Genomic DNA, 22,891 nt, shown 5'->3' with positions numbered 1-22,891 from the left:
GTGGCGAAATTCGCACTGCCATCAATAGAAAAGGCATCCTGTCCCCTTTCCATGCCCCAACACCAGCAAGGCCGTTTCCCCCGTGCAGAAGGGAAACGGCCTGTTGTTTTTCCGCCTCCCCATTTCCCTCATGCATGGCGCGGCCGGAAAAAGAAACATATCCCTTATATTCGCGCCCAGGCTGGCGGCACTCCATTTTCCCCTGGAAATTCCGGTGTTCAACCACCTTCCTGCAAACCGTTTCATTCAAAATCGCCGCGTTTTCCAGAAACCTCCCTTTCTTTCATATTCAAGTCTTTCTTTACCCTGTCCAACTGGACTTGGCAGGAAAATTGCGTTATGATGGCGGCGCCCCTTTTCTCATGATTTTCCCTTCACCAGGGATCATGAAGCGCACCCATGAAACAGAGAAAAATCATCCATGTGGATATGGATGCCTTTTACGCATCCATTGAACAGCGCGACCATCCGGAATACCGCGGCAAGCCCATTGCCGTAGGCAGGCCGGAGATGCGCGGCGTGGTGGCGGCGGCCAGCTATGAGGCGCGCCGCTTCGGCGTGCGTTCCGCCATGCCTTCCATGAAGGCGATGAAACTCTGCCCCAAGCTGATTTTCACCAGCAACCGCATGGACGTGTACAAATCCGTTTCAGCGCAGATACGTTCCATATTCCACCGTTATACGGACCTGGTGGAACCTCTTTCCCTGGATGAGGCTTTTCTGGACGTCACGGAGAACAAGCCGGGCATTCCGCTGGCTGTAGATATTGCACGGCGCATCAAGAGGGAAATCCGGCAGGAGCTTCATTTGACGGCCTCCGCAGGCGTTTCCTACAATAAATTCCTGGCTAAGATCGCCTCAGACTACCGCAAGCCGGACGGCCTGTTCACCATTCACCCCTCCCGCGCGGAAGAATTTATTGCGCGGCTTCCCATTGAGGCCTTCTGGGGGGTAGGCCATGCCACCGCGGAACGCATGCGCGCCCTCTCCATCACCAACGGGGCGCAGCTCCGGGAACGGAGCCTGGATTTCCTGCTCCGCCATTTCGGCAAGATAGGAGGAGTCTTCTACAACTTCGCCCGCGGTTTGGACGATCGTCCCGTGGAACCTTCCCGCATTCGCAAATCCGTGGGCTGTGAAGAAACCTACCGGGAAGACGCCACCAAGGCGGAAGCCCTGAAAACGCACCTTCCCCTCCTGTCGGAAGAGCTCGCGGGACGCCTGGCGCGCTCCGGATTCCAGGGCAATACGCTGACGCTGAAAGTCAAATTCCCGGACTTCGTCCAGAAGTCCCGGAGCATGACCGTTCCGGATTGCCTGACGGAGACGGAGGACATCCTGCCCCTGGCACGTACCCTGATGGAAGACCTGGATTCCGGAGACCGTACCTTCCGCCTGCTGGGCCTGTCCGTTTCCCATCCCAGGGAAGAGCAAGCCGGGGGAATCTGGGAACAGCTTTGGCTGGACCTGGAATACTAATCCTCCCACAGACTCCCATATTTTTAGGCTTCTTCCCTTAAAATCAACCTTATCCACAAGATATTGGCGTATGAATGAGCGAAATCCGCCCTTACCTGGTCATAGGTACGTATGAATCAGGAAGAACGGAGACACTGGAGATCATGGATAGGAACGATCGCTGAAGGAGTGGCAGGCGTCATGGCCGTGGACGGGGGGATTCCCGCCTCCCAGGACGTGCCTGATCCCGGCCCTTCCCGGACGCGCCGTCCCCTCACGGAAACGGAAAAGCGCATCATCGAGCACCAGGGCACGGAACCGCCCTTTTCCGGGGAGTTCGTCAACTGCTTTGAGCAGGGAACCTATTCCTGCCGCAAGTGCGGGGAAGCCCTCTTCCGGTCGGAAGACAAATTTGACGCCGGATGCGGCTGGCCCTGCTTTGACGACTCCCTGCCGGATGCCGTCAGAAGCATCCACTCAGGTTCCGGACGGCGCACGGAGGTCACATGCGCCCATTGCGGCGCACATCTGGGCCATATCTTCATGGGGGAACACCTGACGCTGAAGGATACCCGCTACTGCGTCAATTCCCTCTCCCTGGAATTCCAGGCGGAGCCGCAGCCCGCCATGGCGCACAGCTCCCCTTGAGGCGGGCAACACGAAAAAGGACCAGCCGCCAACCGGACAAAACCTCCCGGAAAACAGAATTTTCCGGGAACAATGCCTTGCTGAAACATTCATTCCCGTGCCCGCGTAATGTGGTATCATGAGAATGAACGCACTGCGCATCATCCCGGTACTGCTGGCCCTGCTCCTGGCGCACGCCATGGGCGCGGAACCCAGAATCGCCCTTCTGGGGGACAGCATCCCGTATTCGGGTCAATGGCCTGCCCTGGTGGAATCAGCCCTGCGGCAGACTCCGGCTTACCGGGATGCGGAAATCGTCAGCATGGCCCTCCCCAGTGAAACAGTCTCCGGCCTATCGGAACCGGGCCACGCCGGGGGTGCCTTTCCGCGCCCCTGCCTCCATGACCGCCTGGATTCCATTCTCTCCAAATACAGGCCCACTCTCGTCATTGCCTGCTACGGCATGAATGACGGCATGATGAAGCCTTTTTCAGAAGCCGCTTTCCAGGCCTTTAAAAAAGGCATGGAGCGGCTGAAGCAGCGGGTGGAAGGGGCCGGGGGCCAATTCATCGTCATCACGCCGCCCCTGTACATGGCGGATACCCCGGAAAAGGATGCGGCGCGTTACAACCAGGTGCTGGATACCTATGCCGCATGGCTGGTCAGCCGGAAAAAAGCGGGCTGGAAGGTAGTGGATATGCGCCCGGAACTTGCCAGGCAAATCCGCGAAGCGAAGAAAAAGAACCCCAAATTCATTTATGCCGGGGACGGTGTCCACCCGGGCACGGAAGGCCACTTCATGATTGCCGGGGCCGTCTGGCCGCCGCTCGCCTCCATCCTCCGCCTGCCCTCCCGCGTCCGTTTTCCGGAAGGGGATGATTTCAGAAAAGTCCTGGACCGGCACAACCTTTACAAACTGGCGTGGCTGGCGGAAACGGGCCACCGGCGTCCCGGCATCCCTAAGGGAGTTCCCGTTTCCGTGCTTCCCTGCCTCCGGGAGGGAGTAAGCGTCTCGGAATGGCAGGGCTTCCCTTCCCTGCGGTTCAAAGTAGCGGGCAGAAACGCCACCCTTGTTCTTCCCGGAACACCGGCGGAAAACAGGCCCTGGATATGGCGGCAGGAATTCTTTGGCCATGAGCCCCAGGCGGACGTGGCCCTGCTTAAGAAAGGCTTTCACGTGGCTTATGTGGATGTGCAGAATATGTATGGCTCACCCGCGGCCATGAAAATCATGGATCAGTTTTATAACACCCTGGTCAGGGACTACGGCCTTTCCCCTAAAACGGTTCTGGAAGGGTTCAGCCGCGGAGGGCTGTTTTCCTTTAACTGGGCAGCCCTGCACCCGGACCGGGTAGCGGCCATGTATGTGGACGCCCCCGTTTGCGACGTCGCAAGCTGGCCCGGCGGCAAGGGAAAGGGCAAAGGCTCCCCGGAGGACTGGCAGCGCCTGCTGGCCGCCTGGGGCGTGACGGAACAGGAAGCCGTGTCCGGAAAACTGAGTCCCGTCAACAAGCTGGCTCCGCTGGCCAAGAGCCGCATACCGATCCTCGCCGTAGTGGGGGATGCGGATGACGTGGTGCCCCTGGAAGAAAACATGGCCGTCGTGGAACGGAAATACCGCGCCATGGGCGGCAGCATCCGGGTGATCCATAAACCGGGGGCGGGCCACCATCCCCACAGCCTCCCGGACCCGGCGCCCATAGTGGATTTTATCCTGGAATCCGTCCGTAAAACCGGAACCCCTGCGACGGGACCGGAACCGCGCGCCTCAAGATAGCCCCGGTTCCGGCGCCGCATTCCCGCCGCACTGGGGGACAAGGGGATTAGCTTGACTTTCCTGCAATGACGCCTATTCTGGCTCAAGCATTATTTGCAACCACTCACACTTATTATGACCGACCGCAGAATTGTTATCACCGGCATCGGAGTGATCAGCCCCTTGGGCAATGATCTTGCATCCACCTGGGAAGCCATGAAGGCTGGCCGCAGCGGCATTGACACCATCAAGTCCATGGATGTCACCGACTACTCCACGAAAATCGCCGGTGAAGTCAAGGATTTCGATCCGTCCCCCTACTTCAAGACGCCCAAGGACGCGCGCCGCGTGGACCGCTTCACGCACTTTGCCATGGGCGCCGCCGGAATGGCTCTCAAGGATTCCGGCATGGACCTGGACGCGGAAGACAAAACCCGCATCGGCGTCATGGTGGGCAGCGGCATCGGCGGCCTCGGCACGCTGGAAACCCAGCACGCCACGCTTCTCTCCAAGGGACCGACCCGCGTATCCCCCTTCATGATTCCGTACATGATCAGCAACATCGCCTCCGGCCTCATCTCCATGGAATACGGCCTCGGCGGACCGAACATGTCCATCGTCACGGCCTGTGCCACCTCCAACCACAACATCGGGGAAGCCTGGCGCATCATGAAGTTCGGTGATGCGGACGTCATGGTCTGCGGCGGGGCGGAAGCCACCATCTTGCCCACGGGCGTATCCGGCTTCAGCAACATGAAAGCCCTCAGCTCCCGCAATGACGAGCCCCAGCGCGCCTCCCGCCCGTATGATGTGGACCGCGACGGCTTCGTCATGGGTGAAGGCGCCGGCGTCGTCATTCTGGAAACGCTGGAACACGCCCAAAAACGCGGCGCGAAAATCTATGCGGAACTCGTGGGCTACGGCATCTCCGCAGACGCCTACCACCTGACCGCTCCGGATCCGGAAGGCCGCGGAGCCGCCCGCTGCATGCAGATGGCCCTGGAACACGCCGGAATGAAGCCGGAAGACATTGACTACATCAACACCCACGGCACCTCCACCCCGCTGGGCGACATCTGTGAAACGAAGGCCATCAAGGCCGTCTTTGGCGACCACGCCAAAAACGGTCTGCTCATCAGCTCCACCAAATCCATGACGGGCCACCTTCTGGGCGCTGCCGGCGGCGTGGAACTGGCAGCCTGCATCATGGCCATGCAGGACGGCATCATTCCGCCCACCATCAACGTGGACAACCAGGACCCGGAATGCGATCTGGACTGCGTGCCCAACACGGCCCGGAAGGCCAAGGTGGACGCCGCCCTGAGCAACTCCTTCGGCTTCGGCGGGCATAACTCCTCCGTCATCGTCAAGAGATTCTCCTGATCCCTTCAGGCACCCTCTTCCCGGCGGAAGCGCTGATGTTTGTGTCCACCGCAGCCATCACGCTTCCGCTTTCTTCATTTACAGCCATGCTTTCCCACAAACATCAGGACATTCTGCTCATGCGCTGGGCCCTGTTCTCCGTCACGGGGATCATCCTGATCGTGGTGCTGTATTCCGTGGGCGTCACTCCGGCCTGGGCGCAGGACTTGAAGGAAGCCCTGGCTCCCGCTCCGTTCCTGCTGGGACCGGAAACACCCGCCCTTTCTCCCGGCACGGGCTTCCTGCTGTGCATCATCCTGACTCTGGCCCTGGTCTACGATCTGCTGCTGATCCGCGGGGCTCTCCGTAAAACCGCCGTTCTGGCTGCCTTCCTTCTTCTGCTGGCCTGCTTCACTCCCGTGCTGGGGCTGTGGGGCGTTTTCTTCAATCCCGTTCCATGCCTGCTCTCCGCAGGGTGCGCGGGCATTCTCGCCATCCTGTGGCCCCAGCCGCCACCGGACCAGCCCATTTCCGAACCACCCCCCGCTCATGAATAATCTGGACTATCCCCTTCCCGTACTTGAACTGGTAGCCGCCCTGAAACAGCTTCCGGGCATCGGCACCCGCGGCGCGGAGCGCATGGCCCTGTGGATGCTCCAGGGCCACATGGGAGAGGCGGAATCCATTGCCCGCACCATCGGCCAGGCGGCTGAACACGTCACCCCGTGCCCCGTATGCGGCTTTTTCAGCACCGCCGGCGAACCCTGCGCCGCCTGCCGGGATGAAGAGCGGGACAGCTCGCTCATCTGCGTGGTGGAACAGGCTACGGACGTCATTCCCATTGAACGCAGCAGCGCCTACCGCGGGTTGTACCACTGCCTGGGAGGCAAGCTCTCCCCGCTGGACGATGTGGAACCGGAAGACCTCAATATCCACGCCCTGGTAGAACGCGTCACCCGCCAGCCGGGATGTGAAGTCATTCTGGCAACCGGGTCCGATGTGGAAGGGGAAGCCACAGCCACCTACCTGCACCACCTGCTCAAAGACCTGGACTGCAAGATCTCCCGCCCGGCCCAGGGACTGCCTGCCGGCTCCGGCCTCAGCCATGCAGACACGCTGACGCTGATGAAGGCCCTGGAAGGCCGCACGCAGCTCTGATCATGCGACTACAAGCCGGAGCGCCACCGGCCAAAACGCCAACTTCCCCCGATGCCGTGGCCGTCTTCTGCCTCCACCGGGAGCGGAAGCAGCCCGGTCTTCCTGCCTGAATCTTTTCCGGAACGCAGAAGAGAAGAATTCTTCCTACCTTTTCTGTGCAGAGGTTGCAAGGGGTACCCTCTTCTTCTCTACACGACGAGGAAAAAGAGGAGCAGCTTCTCTCCCAATCTCTCATTCCGCCAGGCCGTCCACGCGGGCGCGGTCAAAATCCGCCGGGCAAATCGTCACGTTCACCCGGTCGCCCGGCTTAAGCACATCTCTCAGCGGGGCATTCTTTTTTTCCACAAAAGCCACGGTGGTCTTGCCATTCGGCAGAGTAGCCCGGAAGGCCGTTTCCGCGATGCGCTCCACAATCACGGCCACCGCCTGCACCATCTGGTAGGGGTAAAGTTTCATCTGGAAAAATCAGGTTACAAATTCATCAGCCCGTTCATCAGGTCACTTCCGGTCTTGAGCCCCTTTTCCGCGGCATCCTGAAGATTGGGCATCACGGGAACGGGAACCTTGTCCGCGGCCGGTATCTTGAAATCGCCATCACCTTTCTCGTCTTTATCCCTGCCCTCTCCAGCCCCTTTGTTCAGCAGGCGGGACGCTACGTCCGCCACTTCCGCCACCTTCCCCATTCCTATCTGCGTCAAACGGTCTCCCGCCGCCTTGATGAGCCGGGCGGACAAGTCTTCCGACGGATTGTCCAGCGTGCCGCCAATGTTCACATTAGCCCACACCAGATTGCCGCCCACTCCCTGGCGGGAAGCGGAAAATACGTCGGAAAATCCCGGCAGCGCGCTCCACAGGCCATCCGCCCGCAGCCCCACCTGGAGCCTTCCGTTCAGTTCGCCCCCCTTGCCGACCTCCAGCCAGCCTTCCACCCTCACCAGATTTTCACTTTCCACCAGAATGTCGGAAATATGCCAGGCGTTCCCGCTGTAGCGGAACTGGGCGGATGCCTTGTGCAGGGGCAGCTGGCGGAATCTGGGGGAACCGCAGAACAGGGCCAGCCTGTCCAGAACGGGAAGCCCGGTCAGCATGCCGTCCTGCAACCTCACCAGGCCCGCCACATGGGTCAGTCCGTCCCGGCCTCCGCGCAGGTCCACCCCGCCGCTCACGCTCCCCCGGACATGCTTTTTCCAGTCATTTTCCAGAATGGAGGCGGCGGGAATGCTGTTGACCACCATATTCGCCGTCCAGGAGGAGGAAAGGCCGTCCCAGTCCCCCTTGATGTCCAGATAGCCTCCCGCATCCGTCGTCAGGCGGCAGGAGGGCACGTTCACCCTCCTGCTGGAATGATTGAACTGCGCCGTGCCGGACATCAGGGAAAATTCCGGACAGCCCTTGAAGGGGATCAGCAGCCTGCCCCCCTGAATGTCAAACCTGTACTGGCTGGATCCGGCGTCATGGGTGCTTTCCATGCGGGCTCCGTTCAGGGCATACATCCTGCCGGGAACCCCGTAGGATACGGACAGGGAATCAATGCTTCCCTTTTCCAGGCGGAACGTATCCGGCAGAATATTCTTTTCCACCCAGCTCTTGGGCTCTTCCTCCCTTTCCTTAAAGTGGAAGGGCACCGGGGCCAGTTGAAGCTTTACTTCCGCAATGTTCACGGAGGTGATGACAAAGGCGCGTTTCAGCAAATCCCAGCGGTTGAATTCCGTCTCAATGGATTTTGCCTGGAGGGAGGTCAGGAATTCATGCCCCTCCATCGTCACGCTGTCGCACCGGATTCCGGAGCCGTCCCAGTCCAAGGGGGCTATTCTGGCGGTATCCACATTCATGTCGTCCACCGCGGACTGACCCAGCATGGTTAAAAAATCATCGCTCTTCAAGTAAGCCCGCACATACAGGTAGGAGCCGGTTACAGCCGCCACGGCCAGCACAAGCGCCCCCAGGACGCTCCACAGCAGCAGCTTTTTCCAAACGCCTCCGGTGCGGGGCTTTTTGCGGCGTATCCTCCTCATTCTGGACATGGTACCAGCCTATATCAAATCCGCCGGGGGTCAAGCCTACGGATGAGGCCCCCGACTGCCGCAAGCCACGGATAAACGGGCATTCCCGCAGTTTTCCCCTGCCTACCGCGGCCCGTGGTACACCTTGTGCCTTCCGGACGCCATGGTGATGAAGAGCAGGAACAGGGTATATGCCGCCAGAAAGCCTACCGGAATCACGGCCCCATGCTCTCCGCGCCCCAGCGCCTGGATGGGAGCGGCCTGCTTCACCCAGATATTCTGTGCCAGCCAGGTCAGGAAAATGGCCAGCAGGAGCGTGGGCGTCACAAACTTCATGATAAAGCGGTAAATCCTGGGAATCCGGATCACGGAGCCGTCCTCCAGGTCCGTCAGCCCCTTGTCCACCCCCAGCTTCCAGGAAAACAGAATCATCATGACCATGGCGCTTACAAAGAAGCACAGGGTGCCCAGAAAGAAGTCATACGTATCCATCGCCAGCAGGTTCCCGCTGTACCAGGCGACAATCAGGGTGCCCGTGGCCGTGAAAAAACCCTGCACCACCACGGCCATCTTGCGTTTCAGCCCCATGAATTCCTCAATGAAGGACAGGCCCACCTGCATCATGGAGATGGAGCTGGTCACCGCCGCCACGGTCAGAAGCAGGAAAAACAGGCTGCCGAAGACCACGCTGGACCCCATCTTGGCAAAAGCCTGGGGAAGCACCATGAAACCCAGCGCAAAGGTTCCCTGCCCGGCGGCTCCGGCCACGCCCAGGAACGCCACGGCGGCGGGAACCGTCATCATGCCGGCAATGCCTACCTCGCACACTTCATTGGACGCGGCGGCGGAAAGGCCGCTCAGCGCAATGTCCTCCTTCTTCCTGACATAGCTGGCATACGTCAGAATCAGCCCCGTTCCCACGGAAAGACTTAGGAACACCTGCCCGGCCGCGGCCACCCAGAGTTCAATGTTTTTCAGCCCGTCCCACAAGGTCACCCTGGTAAGCCTCCGGGCTCCTGCGGACATTTCCACCTGCCGCACGGCTTCATCCATGGCCCCCTCATGGGAGGCGGATACCATGGAGACCGTCTTCCACTCTCCGCTGTGCGGGTCCTGCTCTTCCACCAGTACCTTGCTGGGATTCCACATGTAACCCAGCCCCTGCTCAATGCTGCGGTCCGGCTGGGACGGGTCCGGCGTGCCAATGCATAAAATGCGCACCAGCAGCACCAGGGAAATCAGGAGAAGCAACGGCATGAACCAGCGTGAAAACATCTCAATTCCCTTGCTGATTCCCCGGTAAATGATTCCCAGGTTCAGCAGGATGACCCCTATGACGATCCAGAGCAGCCCGTTGTCAGACAGGAGGGCGCTTCCGTCTCCGTACATGCCCGTGAAGCTGAAGAAGGTATGCGCCGTCCCCTCAGCCGTGGAGAACACTTCCGGCTGGGTCAGCATCTTCCAGAAATAGCCGCAGCACCACGCCTCCACCACCATGTAGTAAAACGCCACGGAGGAAGGCCCCAGAACCGCCAGCACTCCCAGGAACTTCCACAGCCTGGACCCCTTGGTCAGGTACCAGAACACGCCGGGGGCGCAGTGGGCGCCCAACTGGCCGCCGCGGCGCCCGATGGACCATTCCGCCCAGGCCACGGGCAGGCCCACCAGCACCAGCATGATGCCGTATGCCACCATGAAGGCTCCCCCGCCATACTGGGCCGCCAGCCCCGGAAAGCGCAGAAAATTACCCAGCCCCACGGCGCTTCCGGCCACAGCAAGAATCACGCCGATTTTTCCGGACCACTCGTCTTGTTGAGGCTTTGGGGATGACATGCAGGCCATACTGACAAAAAAAGCCTCCCTTTCAAGAGAAAACAGGCTCCTTTCTCATGAAGAAGGCATCATTGCCTCTTGACTTCCTCTTGTTTTTTGGAATCATTCTTTTAGAACTAAACCAAAAAACCGACCATGCTCCTCATTGGAAAACCGGCACCTCATTTTAGTGCAAACGCAGTTGTAAACGGTACCATCGTACCGGATTTCAGTCTTGACCAGTTCAAGGGCAAAAAGTACGTAATCCTGTTCTTCTACCCGAAGGACTTCACGTTCGTATGCCCCACGGAACTGATCGGCTTCCAGGAAGCCCTGGGCGAATTCGACAAGCGTGACGTAGCCGTCATCGGCTGCTCCACGGACAGCGAATTCTCCCACTGGGCCTGGGTGAACACCCCCCGCGACCAGGGCGGCATCCAGGGCGTGACCTACCCCATCGTTTCCGACATCAACAAGACCATTTCCGCCGACTACGGCGTGCTGGCCGGAGACGAGGAAATTGATGAAGACGGCAACGTGGAAGTCAACGGGGAACTGATCGCCTACCGCGGCCTCTTCCTGATTGACAAGGACGGCATCGTCCGCCACCAACTCATCAACGACTTCCCGCTGGGACGTTCCATTGATGAAGCCATCCGCGTGGTAGACGCCCTCCAGCACTTTGAACTGTACGGAGAAGTATGCCCCCTTGGCTGGCACAAGGGTGACGCAGCCATGACCCCGTCCCACGAAGGCGTGGCCTCCTACCTCAGCAAGTAAGCTGCCCCCGGCAACATTTCATGGCCGTTTCCCACGCCGGGAAACGGCCTTTTTTGTCGCTTTTTCTAACATATAAATATTGACCCGCGAAACCTTCCGATTTACTTTACTATGAATGAACTACTTCATTCCAGCTTTCCTATTAATTTCTGCCTTTGCAGGTTCCGCCTGCGCCGCAAACGCCCAGGCGCCAGAAAGCATCAGGGACCTTGAAACGGCCTACCAAAAATTTTGTTTCCGGCGCGGAGAGTCTCTTCTTCCGGCATTTTCAAAAAAACTTCTCTCTCTTCAGCAGCAGGCAGTCAACCAATCCGACTTTGAAAAAGCCAGGCTGATTCAATCCGTTCTTCAAAACATCAAAAAAGATATCCTCTCTCCGCCTCCTGCAACTACCATTGACCCGTTTTTCATAGGAAAGGCCTGGAAAAAGAATGGGGACAGCAGTGAATTCACGCAGTTCCTGGATTCCAGCCTGAGGCGGTTCTCAAAAGACGTGAAGCAAACGGCATTCCAGCCCCAGAACCAGTGGGCAGACCCCGGCAAATCCTCCCGGGAAATAGTTGTCTTCAGGGAGGAGCCCCTGCGCATCTGGGTTAAAAAGGATGACTCCACCATCATTCAAATCCATAAGGACTCCGGCATTGACTGGCTCACGCTCCAAGACGGCAGGCAGGGCATCATCAAATCACCGGAACCGGACTTGAACAATCTGCACCAGGAATTCCGGACGGAATATTCCAAAGCGTGCCAGCCATTGACCCAGAAATATCTGGCCGCTGTGGAAAAAAGGCAGAAGCAGCTGGCCCAGCAGGGAAACATGGAGGAGGCGATCGCCATCCACAACTATATGAAGCCCTTTCGCTCTGACGATAGCCCGGTGGACCAGGTATTAAAAGGAATCTGGAAGAACCAGGGCGGCGAGCTGTATGACTTCTCCAACAAGTCAAAAGCGGCCAAGAAAAACCCGGACGGCTCCCTGAAATTTTATTTGGTCTACACGTCCTCCAGCCCCGGAGGAGAATGGAAAATGGCGCGTGCAGACCGGGGGACCGAGAAGGGCATGGAAGTCATTTTCTTTTCCGCCGGGGAAAAAGTATACCTCATTCCGAACAGACCCTCCCGCTTTTTCTCTGTTTTAACGCGCGTATCCGGAAGCTGACATCTCTTCAAGGCGCACATTCCCGGTACTAAAAAATCCTTCCGTGCCTGCCAATTCACGATGCCCGGCGGAAAAAGCTCTCCCCTGCCGGCAGGGTGCTTCATCCCCGGAAATTGCTAATCCATTGCCACATTCACCTTGTTATTGGCAATCAGATAATTAATCGCCTTCGCCGCCTCCAGTCTGTTCATCATCCCCTCCCGCACCCGCCGGGACAACACGTCCACCAATTTTTCCGCCAGAAGCTTGTCCACCGTTCCAACCTGCACGGCAGCTCTCAGCCTCTGCATGGAAGAGGCCAGCGCTTTCTTCTCTTCCTCCCGTGAAGCTATTTTGGACCGTGCCTCCTGCTCCGCCTGGTTGACAAAGGTTCTGGCCTTGGCCCCCTGCCTCTTCTCCCACGCTTCCCGCGCAGCCCTGGCCCTGGCCTCGGGATCTACGAGTTCTACTTCCGCCTCATAGCTTTTTCCATCTTCTCCAACCACGGAAACAGTATCCCTGACGACGGCAGGGGCGCGGCGCGACTTGAAACGTTCAAAGCGTTCTTTGGCGCTTCTCTCCCCTTTCCCGGAATGGGTATAATACCCGGCGGCACGCCCGGTTTCCAGCGTGCGGCCAGTTCCGGCTTCCGCCGGAAAAACCAGGGAGGATATTCCCATACACCACAGGACAACATTATTTTTATTCATGGTTGTTCAGCAATCTATTCTCTCTGGAAGCGTTTTAACCAGCGGCATTTGTCTCTCACGGCAATGTGACGGTAAAAAACGCTGCACGGCATCACGCGAAAACGGAAGCGCTTCTCCCCCCGCCAAATGGCCGGAACTGTCATAAATCCGGAGGAATACGCGCACGCCCCTTGAGCCGTACATGGGTGTTTGCTACATCCTTGGCATGAATATGGATTTCATGGCAGCCGCAGCATCCAGGGAAGATATCTGGACAAGAACCATGGATTTTCTGAACATGCCGGACTGGCTCAAGCTGGAAATGGTGCAGTCCGTGGGCGCTAAAATCCTTCACGTGGTCATCTGGCTGGTAGTAAGCTGGATTCTTCTGAAGCTCCTCTGCCAGGTGCTCCGGAAAATAACCAGCCTGAAAATGTCGCCGCAGGCATCCCGCCTGACGGTAAAAATCGTTAAAAACGCAGGGTACATCATCATCGGCGTGGAAGCCTTCGCCCTGATGGGCTTTGACATCCTTACCCTGCTGGGCGCGGCCAGCATCATCGGCGTGGCGGTGGGCTTCGCCTCCCAGACCTCCCTGTCCAACATCATCAGCGGCCTCTTCCTGGTAGGGGAAAAGCAGATCAACCTGGGGGACATGATTGAAGTGGGGGGCATCACCGGCAATGTGGACTCCATCAACCTCATGTCCGTCCAGCTCCGGCTGGCGAACAACACCATGGTCCGCATCCCCAATGAAATGATCATTAAAAACCCGGTGAGCAACATCACCCGCTTCTCCACGCGCCGCTGTGACCTGGACCTGGGGGTGGACTACAATTGCGATATTGAGCACGTGGTGGCCGTGCTTGGGGAAGTGGTCAAACAAAACAGGCTCTGCCTGGACGATCCGGCGCCCGTCATCATGTTCACGGGATTCCAGGACTCCTCCCTGGGGTTCAAGATAGGCGCCTGGTGCCTGAAGGACAACTTCCTGGACTGCCAGAAAACGCTTGCCCATGACATCAAGCACCGCTTCGCGGCAGAGGGAATTTCTTTCCCCTTCCCCACCCGCAGCCTGGAGAGCAGAACCCCCATCAAGGTGGAAATCTCCGGTACGCCGGAGAAAAATCAGTAGGGGCTCTCTTTTTGCTTTCTTTTTGCCCCGTGAAATTTCAATCTTGTCTGCGTAAAATCCGCACTATGTCTGACACATCCGCACCCGCCTATCAAAGAATCCTCCTGAAACTCAGCGGAGAAGCCCTGCGCAGCCCCGGCAGCATGGACAATATTTCCCCGGAAATCGTCGCCCGCATTGCTGAAGAAATCGCCCAGGCTCACCGCGCAGGCGTGCAGCTCGGCCTCGTCGTGGGCGGCGGCAACTTCTGGCGCGGGGCGAAAGCCAGCGTGCGCGGCATGGACCGCGCCACGGCGGATTACGTCGGCATGCTCGCCACGGTGATGAACGCCCTGGCCCTCCAGAGCGCGCTGGAACGCGCGGGAGCCCCCTGCGTGGTCCAGTCCGCCATTGAAATGAAAAACGTAGCGGAACCCTTCATCCGCCTGACGGCCCGTTCCTACCTGGACAACAATAAAATCGTCATCTTTGCCGCGGGCACGGGCAATCCGTTCTTTTCCACGGACACCACGGCGGCCCTGCGCGCCAGCGAGATCAACGCGGAAGTGGTGATGAAGGCCACCTCCGTGGACGGCGTGTACGATGCGGACCCCAAGAAAGTTTCCGGCGCCAAGCGCTTTGACACCATCTCCTACCAGGAATGCCTGGAACGCCAGCTCAAGGTGATGGACTCCACCGCATTCACCCTGTGCATGGACAACAAGAAGCCCATCATCGTATTCGATATGCACGAGCCGGGCAACATCACGCGCGCCCTGCTCGGGGAGCCCATCGGCACCACCATCAGCTGAACGCCCGCAAACCCTTTTCCAACCTACAAAAACACTTAGCACCCACCATCATCATGGACGCAGAAACATTATTATTGGAAACGGAGGAATCCATGCTCAAGGCCGTGGACTTCGCCAAACAGGAATTCTCCGGCGTACGCACGGGAAAAGCCTCCCCCGGCCTCGTGGAAAACCTGGACGTGCACGTCTCCAGCTACGGCTCCGTCATGAAACTGAAGGGCCTGGCCGTGATCAGCACACCTGAACCGCGCCTGATCCTCATCCAGCCGTTTGACCCCAGCACCGTTCATGACATCGGCCGCGCCATCAATGAAAGCAAGCTGAACCTCAACCCGCTTGTGGAAGGCCGCTCCATCCGCCTGCCCATTCCCGCCCTCACGGAAGAACGCCGCAAGGACCTGGTGAAGCTGGTAAAATCCCAGGCGGAAGAAGCCCGCGTCCGCGTCCGCGGCGTCCGCAAGGCAGCCATTGACTCCGCCAAAAAGCTCAAGGCAGACAACCTTGTCACGGAAGACGGCCAGCGCGACCTGGAAACGCAAATCCAGAAGCTCACGGACAAATACGTCAAGGAGATTGACGAGCTGGTGGCCGCCAAGGAAAAGGACATCATGACCATCTAAGCCAGACCCCTCCATCCCCAACCATTTTACGACAATGACAGACAACGTAACAAACTTCCTCGCCTCCGGCATTGAAATCAAGGGAACCATCCGTTTCCAGAACGACATGCACATCGACGGCAAGATTGAAGGTGAAATCATTTCCGACAAGGGAAAGGTCACCATCGGAGAAACCGCCCAGATCAAGGGTGACATCACCGCCGGAGACGTGCGCATTTACGGCAATGTAGAAGGCAAAGTCACCTCTGACCGCTGCGAGCTCAAGCAGCAGGCCCGCGTCGTGGGAGACATGAAGACCCGCAGTCTCGCCATGGAAGAAGGTGCCCACCTGCTGGGCCGCACGGAAATCGGTTAAGAAAAAAACGCTCCATTTTTACCAAGCCGTTCCTCAAAAAGGGAACGGCTTTTTTGCGTCCGCGTACAGCACGGAATTCCCCGCCGGAAAGGCAGGTAACAACGCTAGACATCCAGCCGGGAGAGGAAGGCTCCCTCCTTTCGCCTTCATGATCGTACGGAGCACACAGGAGATTTCCTTCCTTTCACCGCCGTACTTTGCAAGGGCTGGGAAACCTTCACTCCCAGCCGGGCGTCTATGCCCATGTGCGCGGTACAGTACAGGAACAAACTCCGGCGGAATTCATCTGCCTGCGCGACAAACTCCGGCAGGCAGGGCGGAAACCACCGCCCCGCGCGCTTCCTCAGGGAAGCGGCGGACGGACGATGGACACGGACCGGGGCTGCGCGGGGTCCAGCACCTTCTTGATAAAGGCGTTCACCTGGTCCAGCGTCATGCCCCTGATGGCGTCCGTCTGCCGTTCAAACGCATCCAGGGGCAGCCCGAACAGGATATCCAGCGCCAGCATCTGGCACAGGGCTCCGTTGGACTGCATGGCCAGCAGGCGGGAAGACAGGGCGGAGGCCTTGGTACGCTCCAGCTCCTCTTCCGTCATGCCGCGTTCATGAATCATTTCCAGCGTTTTTTCCAGGCGCTCTCCGGCTTCCTCCAATTGCTCCGGGGAGGTCCCCAGGTAGAAGCAGATGCCCCCGGCATCCATGCCGATGAACAGGCTGGAACTGGCATAATAGGCCAGCCCGGCCTCCTCCCGGATGCTGGTGAACACGGGCCCGGCCATGTCGCTGCACCAAGCCTGGAAGACCAGCGCCTGGGCCATTTCCGGAGAAGCTACGTCCACACCGGGCAATCCCACCACCAGAACGGCCTGCTGCTTGTCCAGAACGGCCACTTCCCGTCCGGCTTGCAGCGCAGGAGTGGGAGTCAGAACAGGAGGCGTTCCCTTCCGCATTCCCCCCAGACGCTTTTCCAGAAGAGGAAGAACCTCTTCCTTCCTGACATCTCCGGAAATGCAGATCACGGCATTGGAAGCGCAAATGATGCGTTCATACTGGCTCTTCACGTCCTGGACCGTTAATGAAGAAAGGCTCTCCGGCGTGCCGGACGGGGAATTCCCGTAGGATACGGGCCCATAGGCCACCTTACGCTCCTGCCTGAAGGCCACGGAAAGAGGGTCTTCCATATCCTCCTCCGCATCCGCCACAAAAGATTCCTTTTCCCGCAGGAAGGCGTCTTCCGGGAAAGAGGGGTTCATCACCACATCCGCCATCAGTTCCAGACCGGCGTCCAGGTCTTCCGCCAGAATCTGGCAGCCCACGCTCAGGGAATTATTGCCGGTGGAAGTATTGATGGCCCCTCCTATGTCTTCCAGAAAACGGGCGATGTCCGCCGCGGAACGCGTGGCGGTGCCTTTCAGCAGACACTCGGACATCAAATCCGTCACTCCGGCGTCCCGTTCATTCTCCGCACGGCAGCCGGCCTTGAAGGCCAGGCAGGCATACGCCAGCGGGAGGCGGTGGTCTTCACGGATCACTACCTTCATGCCATTGCCCAGCACGTGCTCGCTCAGGGCCGTTTCCGCCCCGGCGGCGGAGCCGTCTTCATCCTCGGCGTTGCTGCCCAGGGGGTCCAGGCTGACTTCCGTCACATTCGGGGAAGACAGCCAGGTGGAGCACACGCGGTGCAGGTCTTCCGTCGTCACCCGTTCAATGGCCTCCTGCCATTCGGAAGACAGGTTCAAATTGCGCGCGCCGAACCAGTCAGCCCCCATTTCCGAGGCTACCCCGGCGGCGGAACTCCTGCGGCGCAGACGGCTGACCCGCGTCTGCTTGCAGACCCTCTTCAGGTCCTCCGTAAAATCCTCCTGCGCCAGATCCCGGAGCTCCTGAAGCACCAGGTCCCGCACCTTGTCGCGCTGGGCCCGGTCCACGTCAATGCTGATGGTGAACGCCCCTTCGTCAGACTCGGACTGGTTGGAATGCACCTCAATGCTATACACCAGGCCCAGCCGGTCATGGAATTTTTCATAAAAACGCGCGGAACGCCCCCCGCCCAGAATACTGGCCAGGGCGGAAAGAGCCGGCGTATCCGGATGGCCGGAACAGGGCAGCCGCCACGCAAGATTCAGCTTGGAGTAAGGCACGGCAAATTCCTTCCGCACCCTGCGGGAGCCGAACTGGTGCGGTTCATGGGGGATAAGCTCCCGGTTCAGCGGGCGGGACTTCAAATCCTCCACCAGCAGTTCCAGGTGGGAAAGAATCTCCGCGGCGTCCACATCTCCGGCGATGGAAAGCACCACGTTGTTCGGAACATAGCGGCTGCCATGGTAATCCAGCACGTCCTGGCGCGTCAGCGCGTCAAAGGAAGCCGGTTCCCCCAGCACGGGCCAGCGGCGCGGGTGCTTCAGGTACAGCGTCTGCATCAGAAGCTGGTAGGCCACGGAATCCGGATCATCCGCATACATGGCCATCTCCCGGCGCACCACTTCCTTCTCCCGTTCCATATCTTCTTCCGGGAACGTGGGGGAAAACACCAGCTCCGTCAGGAGATTCAGGAAAATCTGCCAGGACTCCGCCGGGCCGTCTATATAATAAACAGTGCGGTTCACGCTGGTATACGCATTCCAGTGGCCCCCGCGCTCCTGCACCTTGCGGGCCAGGTCCGGGCCGGAGTAATTCTCCGTTCCCTTGAACACCAGGTGTTCCAGTAAATGGGAAAGGCCGCTTCCCTGCCAATGCCCCTCATTCATGGAGCCCGTGCCCACCCAGTACTGGAGGGACACTACGGGATGGGACTTGTCCTCCTTGATCAAAACCGTCAAACCGTTTCCAAAACGGCGCATCACAGGTTCCTTGGCTGAACTCATGTTACTTACCGTGCCTCAAGAAGGGAGGCCATGCAAGCCGCCGCTCCGTACGCGCCGCGGCACTGTCAGACTTACTCCGGTTTCAAAAACGCAATTGAACCAAAAACCTTCCTCAAAAAAACATGATGACTACACATTTTTTTGAACAAATCTTAAACTCTGTTACTCTATCAGTCGTAGAACGGCAGTTCATATGCCGTTCCCTATCAACACCACCAACCTCATACATCAATAACATGAAAAAGATCCTCGCTGTAGCAGCCTTTGCTTTCGCCTTCAGTGTCAACGGCTATGCCCAGGAAGCCGCCGCCCCGGCCGACTCCTCCGCTCCCGCCGCCCAGAAGTGCTGCAAGAAAGACAAAAAGTGCGACAAGAAATGCGATAAGGAAGGCAAGTGCGGCAAAAAGTGCGATAAGCCCTGCAGCAAGGGTGAAAAGCCCTGCGACTGCCCCAAAAAGGAAGAAGCTCCCAAGGCCTAACCCCACGGAAACCATTACAATGAACACCAGCCCTTGCCGGAACCTTCCGGCAAGGGTTTTCTCCACCGGGAGGAAGTAAAACATCCATCCCGTTGACCATGAAATTACTTGATCTTAACCTTCAACCCATTTTATAAATTGTCATCATGAAAACAACCTCCATTCTTACCATCGGCTGTGCAGCCATCGCTCTGTCCATGACCGCCTGCACCAACTTCGGTTCCCCGAACACTTACAACATGAACGAAATCGGCGGCGCCCAGGAAACCTACACCGGTACGGTCACCAGCGTGGAAAACGTCAAAATCCAGGCCAATAACGCCAATGCCGGTACCGGCATCGGCGCCGTGGCAGGCGGCCTCACCGGCGCCATGTTCGGCGGCGGCAACGCCAAGTACGCCACCGCGGCGGGCGGCGCCATTCTGGGCGGCATTGCCGGCAACCAGATTGACAAGGCCGTGAACAACACGACCGGCCAGCGCATCACCGTGCGCCTGGACCAGAAGAGAAACGGCACCCGTAGCTACACGGTCGTCCAGGTGGCCAGCAAGAACAACCCGATCTATGTTGGGCAGCGCGTACGCGTGATCATCGGCAACAACGGTTCCCGCGTCCTGGCCTATTAACTGGCCGTCATTCCCTGACCAGCTACATACCGGCATGATCTTCGGCACCTTACCCGGCGGCGCTCCAGTAGAATTGTTTGAACTGTCTTCCGACAAGTTGACGGTACGCATCAGCAACTACGGAGGGCGCATCATCTCCGTCGTCAAGGACGGCATGGACATGATCGTTGGGCCCAAGCACTTTGAAGACATGCTGAAAGACACCTGTTATTGCGGTGCGATTTGCGGCCGTGTCGCGAATCGCATCGCAAAAGGCAGGTTCTCCATTGACGGAGACTCCCGCTCCGTGGCCGTCAACAACGGCCCCAACCACCTGCACGGCGGCATCCAGGGCTTTGACAGCAAAATCTGGCAGGTTCAGGAAGCCACGCGCAGCGCCCTGGTGCTCACCCTGCACTCCGCAGACGGGGAGGAAAACTACCCGGGCAACCTGGAAGTGGTGGCCACCTACACCGTGGTGGAGGAAACCCTCCACCTGCGCCTGGAAGCGTACGCGGACGCGGCCACCATCGTCAATCTTACCAACCACGCCTACTGGAACCTCTCCAGCAAGCCCACCATTGACTCCATGACGCTGGAGGTGCGGGCATCCGCCTACACCCCGGTGGACTCAACCAATATCCCGGACGGGCGCATCCTGCCCGTGGAAGGTACGGACTTTGACCTGCGGAAGGCAGCCCTGCTGGGCGAGCGCAATTCCGCCGCCCATCCGGACACAGCCGCCGGACTGGACCACAACTACGTGCTGGATTCAGAACCCGGCGACAAGATTGCCGCCATCCTTCTTGACCCGGAATCCGGACACCGCCTGATGGTGGCAACGGACGCGCCGGGCCTCCAGGTTTATACCGGGGAATACCTGCCCCGGGCCCGCCAGGGAATCGCGCTGGAAGCCCAGGGCTTTCCCAACGCCGTCAACACGCCCCATTTCCCCAGCGTCATCCTGCGCCCCGGCCAGTCCGCCACGCGCAATATCACCTGGACCGTCAGGTAGGAAGCAGGGAGGAGCCATCTGAACGTCCCCTGCGCCGCTACACCGCCGCATACAGGGCTTCTGCCACCACCTTTTGCAGGCCTTCCGCCATGCGTTCCATGGAACGGCCCACAAAAATCAGATCCGCCACGGCCACCAGATTGTCCTGATACCGTTCCGGCAGACGGGTAAACATGCCGGTAAGGGACGCCGCATGCTCCGCCAGCGTCTCCAACGCAGGCGCCAGCTCCTCCAGAGCCTTCCCGTTCCAGGTGGAAACGGCCTTGTTCACAGCCCTGAAGTGCTCCGCCATCTCCCGGTACACGGGGTCCGCCTGGGCAGTCTCCCGGATGCGGGGGCGCTTGTTGAGCTTGTTGGCCCTCTTGGCGACCGTGACGGCCTCATCCCCAATCCGCTCATACATGGAAGACATGCGTATGGAAGCCAGCACCACCTTGAGATCGGAGGCCACCGGGCTGTAAAAAGCCAGCAGGTGCAGCCCTTCCCGGTCCACCGTCATTTCCAGCTCGTCCAGCTCCTCGTCATCGGCAATCGCCTGGTTGGCGGCGGATTCATTCTGCTGCAAAAGTCCTGCGGCGGCCAGGTCAAGGGCGCTCTGCGCCTTGTAGGCCATCTGCATTAAATGCGTATTCAGGGAGGAAAGGGCGGCGTCAAACTCCCTCAGGGCATGTGCGTCGTGATTCATGATTCGGAATATTGGCTTGCTGGCGGGCGGCGGTTCTGCCCGCATGATAAAAAAGATGCTGCCTGCGCCGGCTGTCCTTGCTGGCGGCGGATGAAGACTTCCTCCGGACAACGCCGGAGGAAGAGGAAAAACGGCCCGCTCCGCCCCTGGAAGTAAATTTTGATAAAACCATAATCAACTTTCTGTCAACTGAATCTTCCCGTAATGTAATCCTCCGTTTCCTTCATGGAGGGATTGGAAAAAACTTTCTCCGTGGAATCAAATTCCACCAGCCGGCCCAGCATGAAAAATCCCGTCAGGTCTGAAACGCGCGTAGCCTGCTGCATGTTATGGGTGACTACAATGATGGTGAACTCCTCCTTGAGCCTGTGCATCAGCTCCTCCACCCGCACCGTGGCGATGGGGTCCAGGGCGGAGCAGGGTTCATCCATCAGCAGAATGCGCGGCTTCACGGCAATGGAGCGGGCAATGCACAGGCGCTGCTGCTGGCCGCCGGAAAGGCCGTTGGCGGAGACATGGAGGCGGTCCTTCACTTCATCCCATAAAGCGGCGTGGCGCAGGCTTTCCTCCACCGCCTCATCCAGAAGACCGCGGTTTTTCACCCCGGCCAGCTTCAACCCGTAGGAAACGTTCTCATAAATGCTCATCGGGAAGGGATTGGACTTCTGGAACACCATGCCCACTTCCCGGCGCAGATGAATGGGGTCCAGCGTGGGGGAAGTCACGTCCACCCCGTCAATGCGGATGGAGCCGCCCGTGACGCGGGCCTCCGGAATACGGTCGTTCATCCGGTTGATGCAGCGCAGCAGCGTGGACTTTCCGCAGCCGGAAGGGCCTATAAACGCCGTCACCCGGTTTCTTGGAATTCTCATGGTGACATGAAATAGAGACTGCTTGTTCCCATAACAAAAATCCAGGGAATCCACTTCTACGGCGGTCTGTCCGGCTGCTGCTGGGTGTGGGGTCATCTTCGTTCAAAAGCGCATCTTGCGCCGTTACCCGCATGGTATCCCAAATCCGGCCCTCCATGGCTACTACGAGTTTGTGACAATTTCTTAAGGTGGCTTTTTGAGAAAAAGAAAATCATGCAGCGGATTTAGAATCCGTTAATTTTTAACTGACTATAAAACCAAATGAGGGCGGCCTCAGGAATACGCTTGGTCTTTTCTTTTTAGAGATACGTTTTTACTTGCAAACTGAGAACTATTTTTCTTGCTGGAAAAAAACTATTTTGTATGTTGGTATGAAATGCTGGCCAACCTACTGACAGCGGCTTTACATCTCTCATTTTTAATAGATTTCAATAATTTTTAGATAAAAATTTTAATGAAAAGAACAATTCCTCAGAATCCAAAACCCAGACATATGAGCAAGGGTTTTGCCCTGATTGCCACCATCACCCTGATGATGCTTCTGGCCCTCCTCAGCGTTGGCCTTCTTACCATTGCATCCTCTCAGACCAGACTCTCCGAAAAACATCTTTTTGCCGCGGAGGCCAAATCCCTAGCCAGGTTTTCCCTGGAAGTGGCTCTGGGCCAGCTCCAGTGTGAGCTGGGGCCC

23 protein-coding genes are annotated in these 22,891 nt (G+C 58.5%); 16 read left to right on the top strand and 7 right to left on the bottom strand.

Annotated features, from left to right (window positions below):
• Positions 1 to 399: 399 nt before the first annotated feature.
• The 6 genes from dinB (at position 400) to recR (ending at position 6,361) form a co-directional block, all read left to right on the top strand.
• A complete protein-coding gene (gene dinB, locus HHJ06_RS10960; RefSeq protein ID WP_215429731.1) occupies positions 400 to 1,479 on the top strand; it encodes a DNA polymerase IV in 1,080 nt (359 codons plus the stop codon).
• A 111-nt stretch (positions 1,480 to 1,590) separates the two neighbouring features.
• Positions 1,591 to 2,106 carry a peptide-methionine (R)-S-oxide reductase gene (locus HHJ06_RS10955; RefSeq protein ID WP_251841507.1) on the top strand — a complete coding sequence of 172 codons (516 nt, stop codon included), beginning with the start codon at positions 1,591 to 1,593 and terminating at the stop codon, positions 2,104 to 2,106.
• Between the two features lie 118 nt (positions 2,107 to 2,224).
• Positions 2,225 to 3,862 (top strand): alpha/beta fold hydrolase, encoded by a 1,638-nt coding sequence (locus HHJ06_RS10950; protein WP_215429723.1) that lies wholly within the window; start codon positions 2,225 to 2,227, stop codon positions 3,860 to 3,862.
• A gap of 114 nt (positions 3,863 to 3,976) precedes the next feature.
• Entirely contained in the window at positions 3,977 to 5,224 is a 1,248-nt protein-coding gene (gene fabF, locus HHJ06_RS10945; protein WP_215429721.1) for a beta-ketoacyl-ACP synthase II, read from the top strand.
• Positions 5,225 to 5,310: 86 nt separating this feature from the next.
• Positions 5,311 to 5,760: a hypothetical protein gene (locus tag HHJ06_RS10940; RefSeq protein WP_215429719.1), complete on the top strand. Its 450-nt coding sequence runs from the start codon at positions 5,311 to 5,313 to the stop codon at positions 5,758 to 5,760.
• Positions 5,753 to 6,361 carry a recombination mediator RecR gene (recR, locus tag HHJ06_RS10935; protein WP_215429716.1) on the top strand — a complete coding sequence of 203 codons (609 nt, stop codon included), beginning with the start codon at positions 5,753 to 5,755 and terminating at the stop codon, positions 6,359 to 6,361. The genes HHJ06_RS10940 and recR overlap by 8 nt, the downstream gene beginning before the upstream one ends.
• A 231-nt stretch (positions 6,362 to 6,592) precedes the next feature.
• On the opposite strand, the gene HHJ06_RS10930 is transcribed toward recR, so the two are convergent.
• The 3 genes from HHJ06_RS10930 to HHJ06_RS10920 all read right to left on the bottom strand — a co-directional run bounded on the left by HHJ06_RS10930 (position 6,593) and on the right by HHJ06_RS10920 (position 10,197).
• Positions 6,593 to 6,817: a hypothetical protein gene (locus HHJ06_RS10930; RefSeq protein WP_215429709.1), complete on the bottom strand. Its 225-nt coding sequence runs from the start codon at positions 6,815 to 6,817 to the stop codon at positions 6,593 to 6,595.
• Between the two features lie 14 nt (positions 6,818 to 6,831).
• The gene (locus tag HHJ06_RS10925) at positions 6,832 to 8,385 is read right to left on the bottom strand and encodes a hypothetical protein (RefSeq protein WP_215429707.1); all 1,554 of its coding nucleotides are present in this window, start codon (positions 8,383 to 8,385) and stop codon (positions 6,832 to 6,834) included.
• 102 nt (positions 8,386 to 8,487) lie between these two features.
• Complete coding sequence (locus tag HHJ06_RS10920; RefSeq protein WP_215429705.1) at positions 8,488 to 10,197, bottom strand: hypothetical protein; 1,710 nt, start codon at positions 10,195 to 10,197, stop codon at positions 8,488 to 8,490.
• A 135-nt stretch (positions 10,198 to 10,332) separates the two neighbouring features.
• Between HHJ06_RS10920 and HHJ06_RS10915 the strand changes: the two genes are divergently transcribed.
• Positions 10,333 to 10,956 (top strand): peroxiredoxin, encoded by a 624-nt coding sequence (locus HHJ06_RS10915; protein WP_102725335.1) that lies wholly within the window; start codon positions 10,333 to 10,335, stop codon positions 10,954 to 10,956.
• A 493-nt stretch (positions 10,957 to 11,449) separates the two neighbouring features.
• Complete coding sequence (locus tag HHJ06_RS10910; RefSeq protein ID WP_215429703.1) at positions 11,450 to 12,115, top strand: hypothetical protein; 666 nt, start codon at positions 11,450 to 11,452, stop codon at positions 12,113 to 12,115.
• A 116-nt stretch (positions 12,116 to 12,231) separates the two neighbouring features.
• Here HHJ06_RS10910 and HHJ06_RS10905 read toward each other — a convergent pair whose 3' ends face one another.
• Positions 12,232 to 12,774: a hypothetical protein gene (locus HHJ06_RS10905; protein ID WP_215429701.1), complete on the bottom strand. Its 543-nt coding sequence runs from the start codon at positions 12,772 to 12,774 to the stop codon at positions 12,232 to 12,234.
• Positions 12,775 to 13,024: 250 nt separating this feature from the next.
• On the opposite strand from HHJ06_RS10905, the gene HHJ06_RS10900 reads away from it, so the two are divergent.
• From HHJ06_RS10900 to HHJ06_RS10885, 4 genes are all read left to right on the top strand, one after another.
• Positions 13,025 to 13,918 carry a mechanosensitive ion channel family protein gene (locus HHJ06_RS10900; RefSeq protein WP_215429699.1) on the top strand — a complete coding sequence of 298 codons (894 nt, stop codon included), beginning with the start codon at positions 13,025 to 13,027 and terminating at the stop codon, positions 13,916 to 13,918.
• 65 nt (positions 13,919 to 13,983) lie between these two features.
• Positions 13,984 to 14,709 carry a UMP kinase gene (gene pyrH, locus HHJ06_RS10895; RefSeq protein WP_215429697.1) on the top strand — a complete coding sequence of 242 codons (726 nt, stop codon included), beginning with the start codon at positions 13,984 to 13,986 and terminating at the stop codon, positions 14,707 to 14,709.
• A 53-nt stretch (positions 14,710 to 14,762) separates the two neighbouring features.
• The gene (frr, locus tag HHJ06_RS10890; protein ID WP_102713087.1) at positions 14,763 to 15,329 is read left to right on the top strand and encodes a ribosome recycling factor; all 567 of its coding nucleotides are present in this window, start codon (positions 14,763 to 14,765) and stop codon (positions 15,327 to 15,329) included.
• Positions 15,330 to 15,363: 34 nt separating this feature from the next.
• Positions 15,364 to 15,684, top strand: a complete 321-nt coding sequence (locus tag HHJ06_RS10885; RefSeq protein WP_012420356.1) for a bactofilin family protein — start codon at positions 15,364 to 15,366, stop codon at positions 15,682 to 15,684.
• A 343-nt stretch (positions 15,685 to 16,027) separates the two neighbouring features.
• Here HHJ06_RS10885 and HHJ06_RS10880 read toward each other — a convergent pair whose 3' ends face one another.
• The gene (locus tag HHJ06_RS10880) at positions 16,028 to 18,547 is read right to left on the bottom strand and encodes a M16 family metallopeptidase (RefSeq protein ID WP_215429689.1); all 2,520 of its coding nucleotides are present in this window, start codon (positions 18,545 to 18,547) and stop codon (positions 16,028 to 16,030) included.
• A 236-nt stretch (positions 18,548 to 18,783) separates the two neighbouring features.
• Between HHJ06_RS10880 and HHJ06_RS10875 the strand changes: the two genes are divergently transcribed.
• The 3 genes from HHJ06_RS10875 to HHJ06_RS10865 all read left to right on the top strand — a co-directional run bounded on the left by HHJ06_RS10875 (position 18,784) and on the right by HHJ06_RS10865 (position 20,646).
• Positions 18,784 to 19,026, top strand: a complete 243-nt coding sequence (locus HHJ06_RS10875; protein WP_215429687.1) for a hypothetical protein — start codon at positions 18,784 to 18,786, stop codon at positions 19,024 to 19,026.
• A gap of 146 nt (positions 19,027 to 19,172) precedes the next feature.
• Positions 19,173 to 19,652 (top strand): glycine zipper 2TM domain-containing protein, encoded by a 480-nt coding sequence (locus tag HHJ06_RS10870; RefSeq protein WP_215429685.1) that lies wholly within the window; start codon positions 19,173 to 19,175, stop codon positions 19,650 to 19,652.
• Between the two features lie 34 nt (positions 19,653 to 19,686).
• The gene (locus HHJ06_RS10865; protein WP_215429683.1) at positions 19,687 to 20,646 is read left to right on the top strand and encodes an aldose epimerase family protein; all 960 of its coding nucleotides are present in this window, start codon (positions 19,687 to 19,689) and stop codon (positions 20,644 to 20,646) included.
• Between the two features lie 37 nt (positions 20,647 to 20,683).
• Here the strand turns inward: HHJ06_RS10865 and HHJ06_RS10860 are convergent, their stop codons facing one another.
• Together HHJ06_RS10860 and pstB are read right to left on the bottom strand one after the other, a co-directional pair.
• Positions 20,684 to 21,331 carry a phosphate signaling complex PhoU family protein gene (locus HHJ06_RS10860; protein ID WP_215429681.1) on the bottom strand — a complete coding sequence of 216 codons (648 nt, stop codon included), beginning with the start codon at positions 21,329 to 21,331 and terminating at the stop codon, positions 20,684 to 20,686.
• A gap of 185 nt (positions 21,332 to 21,516) precedes the next feature.
• The gene (pstB, locus tag HHJ06_RS10855; protein ID WP_215429679.1) at positions 21,517 to 22,299 is read right to left on the bottom strand and encodes a phosphate ABC transporter ATP-binding protein PstB; all 783 of its coding nucleotides are present in this window, start codon (positions 22,297 to 22,299) and stop codon (positions 21,517 to 21,519) included.
• 397 nt (positions 22,300 to 22,696) lie between these two features.
• Between pstB and HHJ06_RS10850 the strand changes: the two genes are divergently transcribed.
• On the top strand, positions 22,697 to 22,891 hold a 195-nt coding region (locus HHJ06_RS10850; protein WP_215429677.1), incomplete at its 3' end, for a hypothetical protein.

Source organism: Akkermansia muciniphila (assembly GCF_018709685.1).
In the GTDB taxonomy this organism is placed as follows: Bacteria; Verrucomicrobiota; Verrucomicrobiia; order Verrucomicrobiales; family Akkermansiaceae; genus Akkermansia; species Akkermansia muciniphila_E.
Note: the sequence above shows the minus strand (reverse complement) of the source record. Positions and strands in the feature narration are given on the sequence as shown.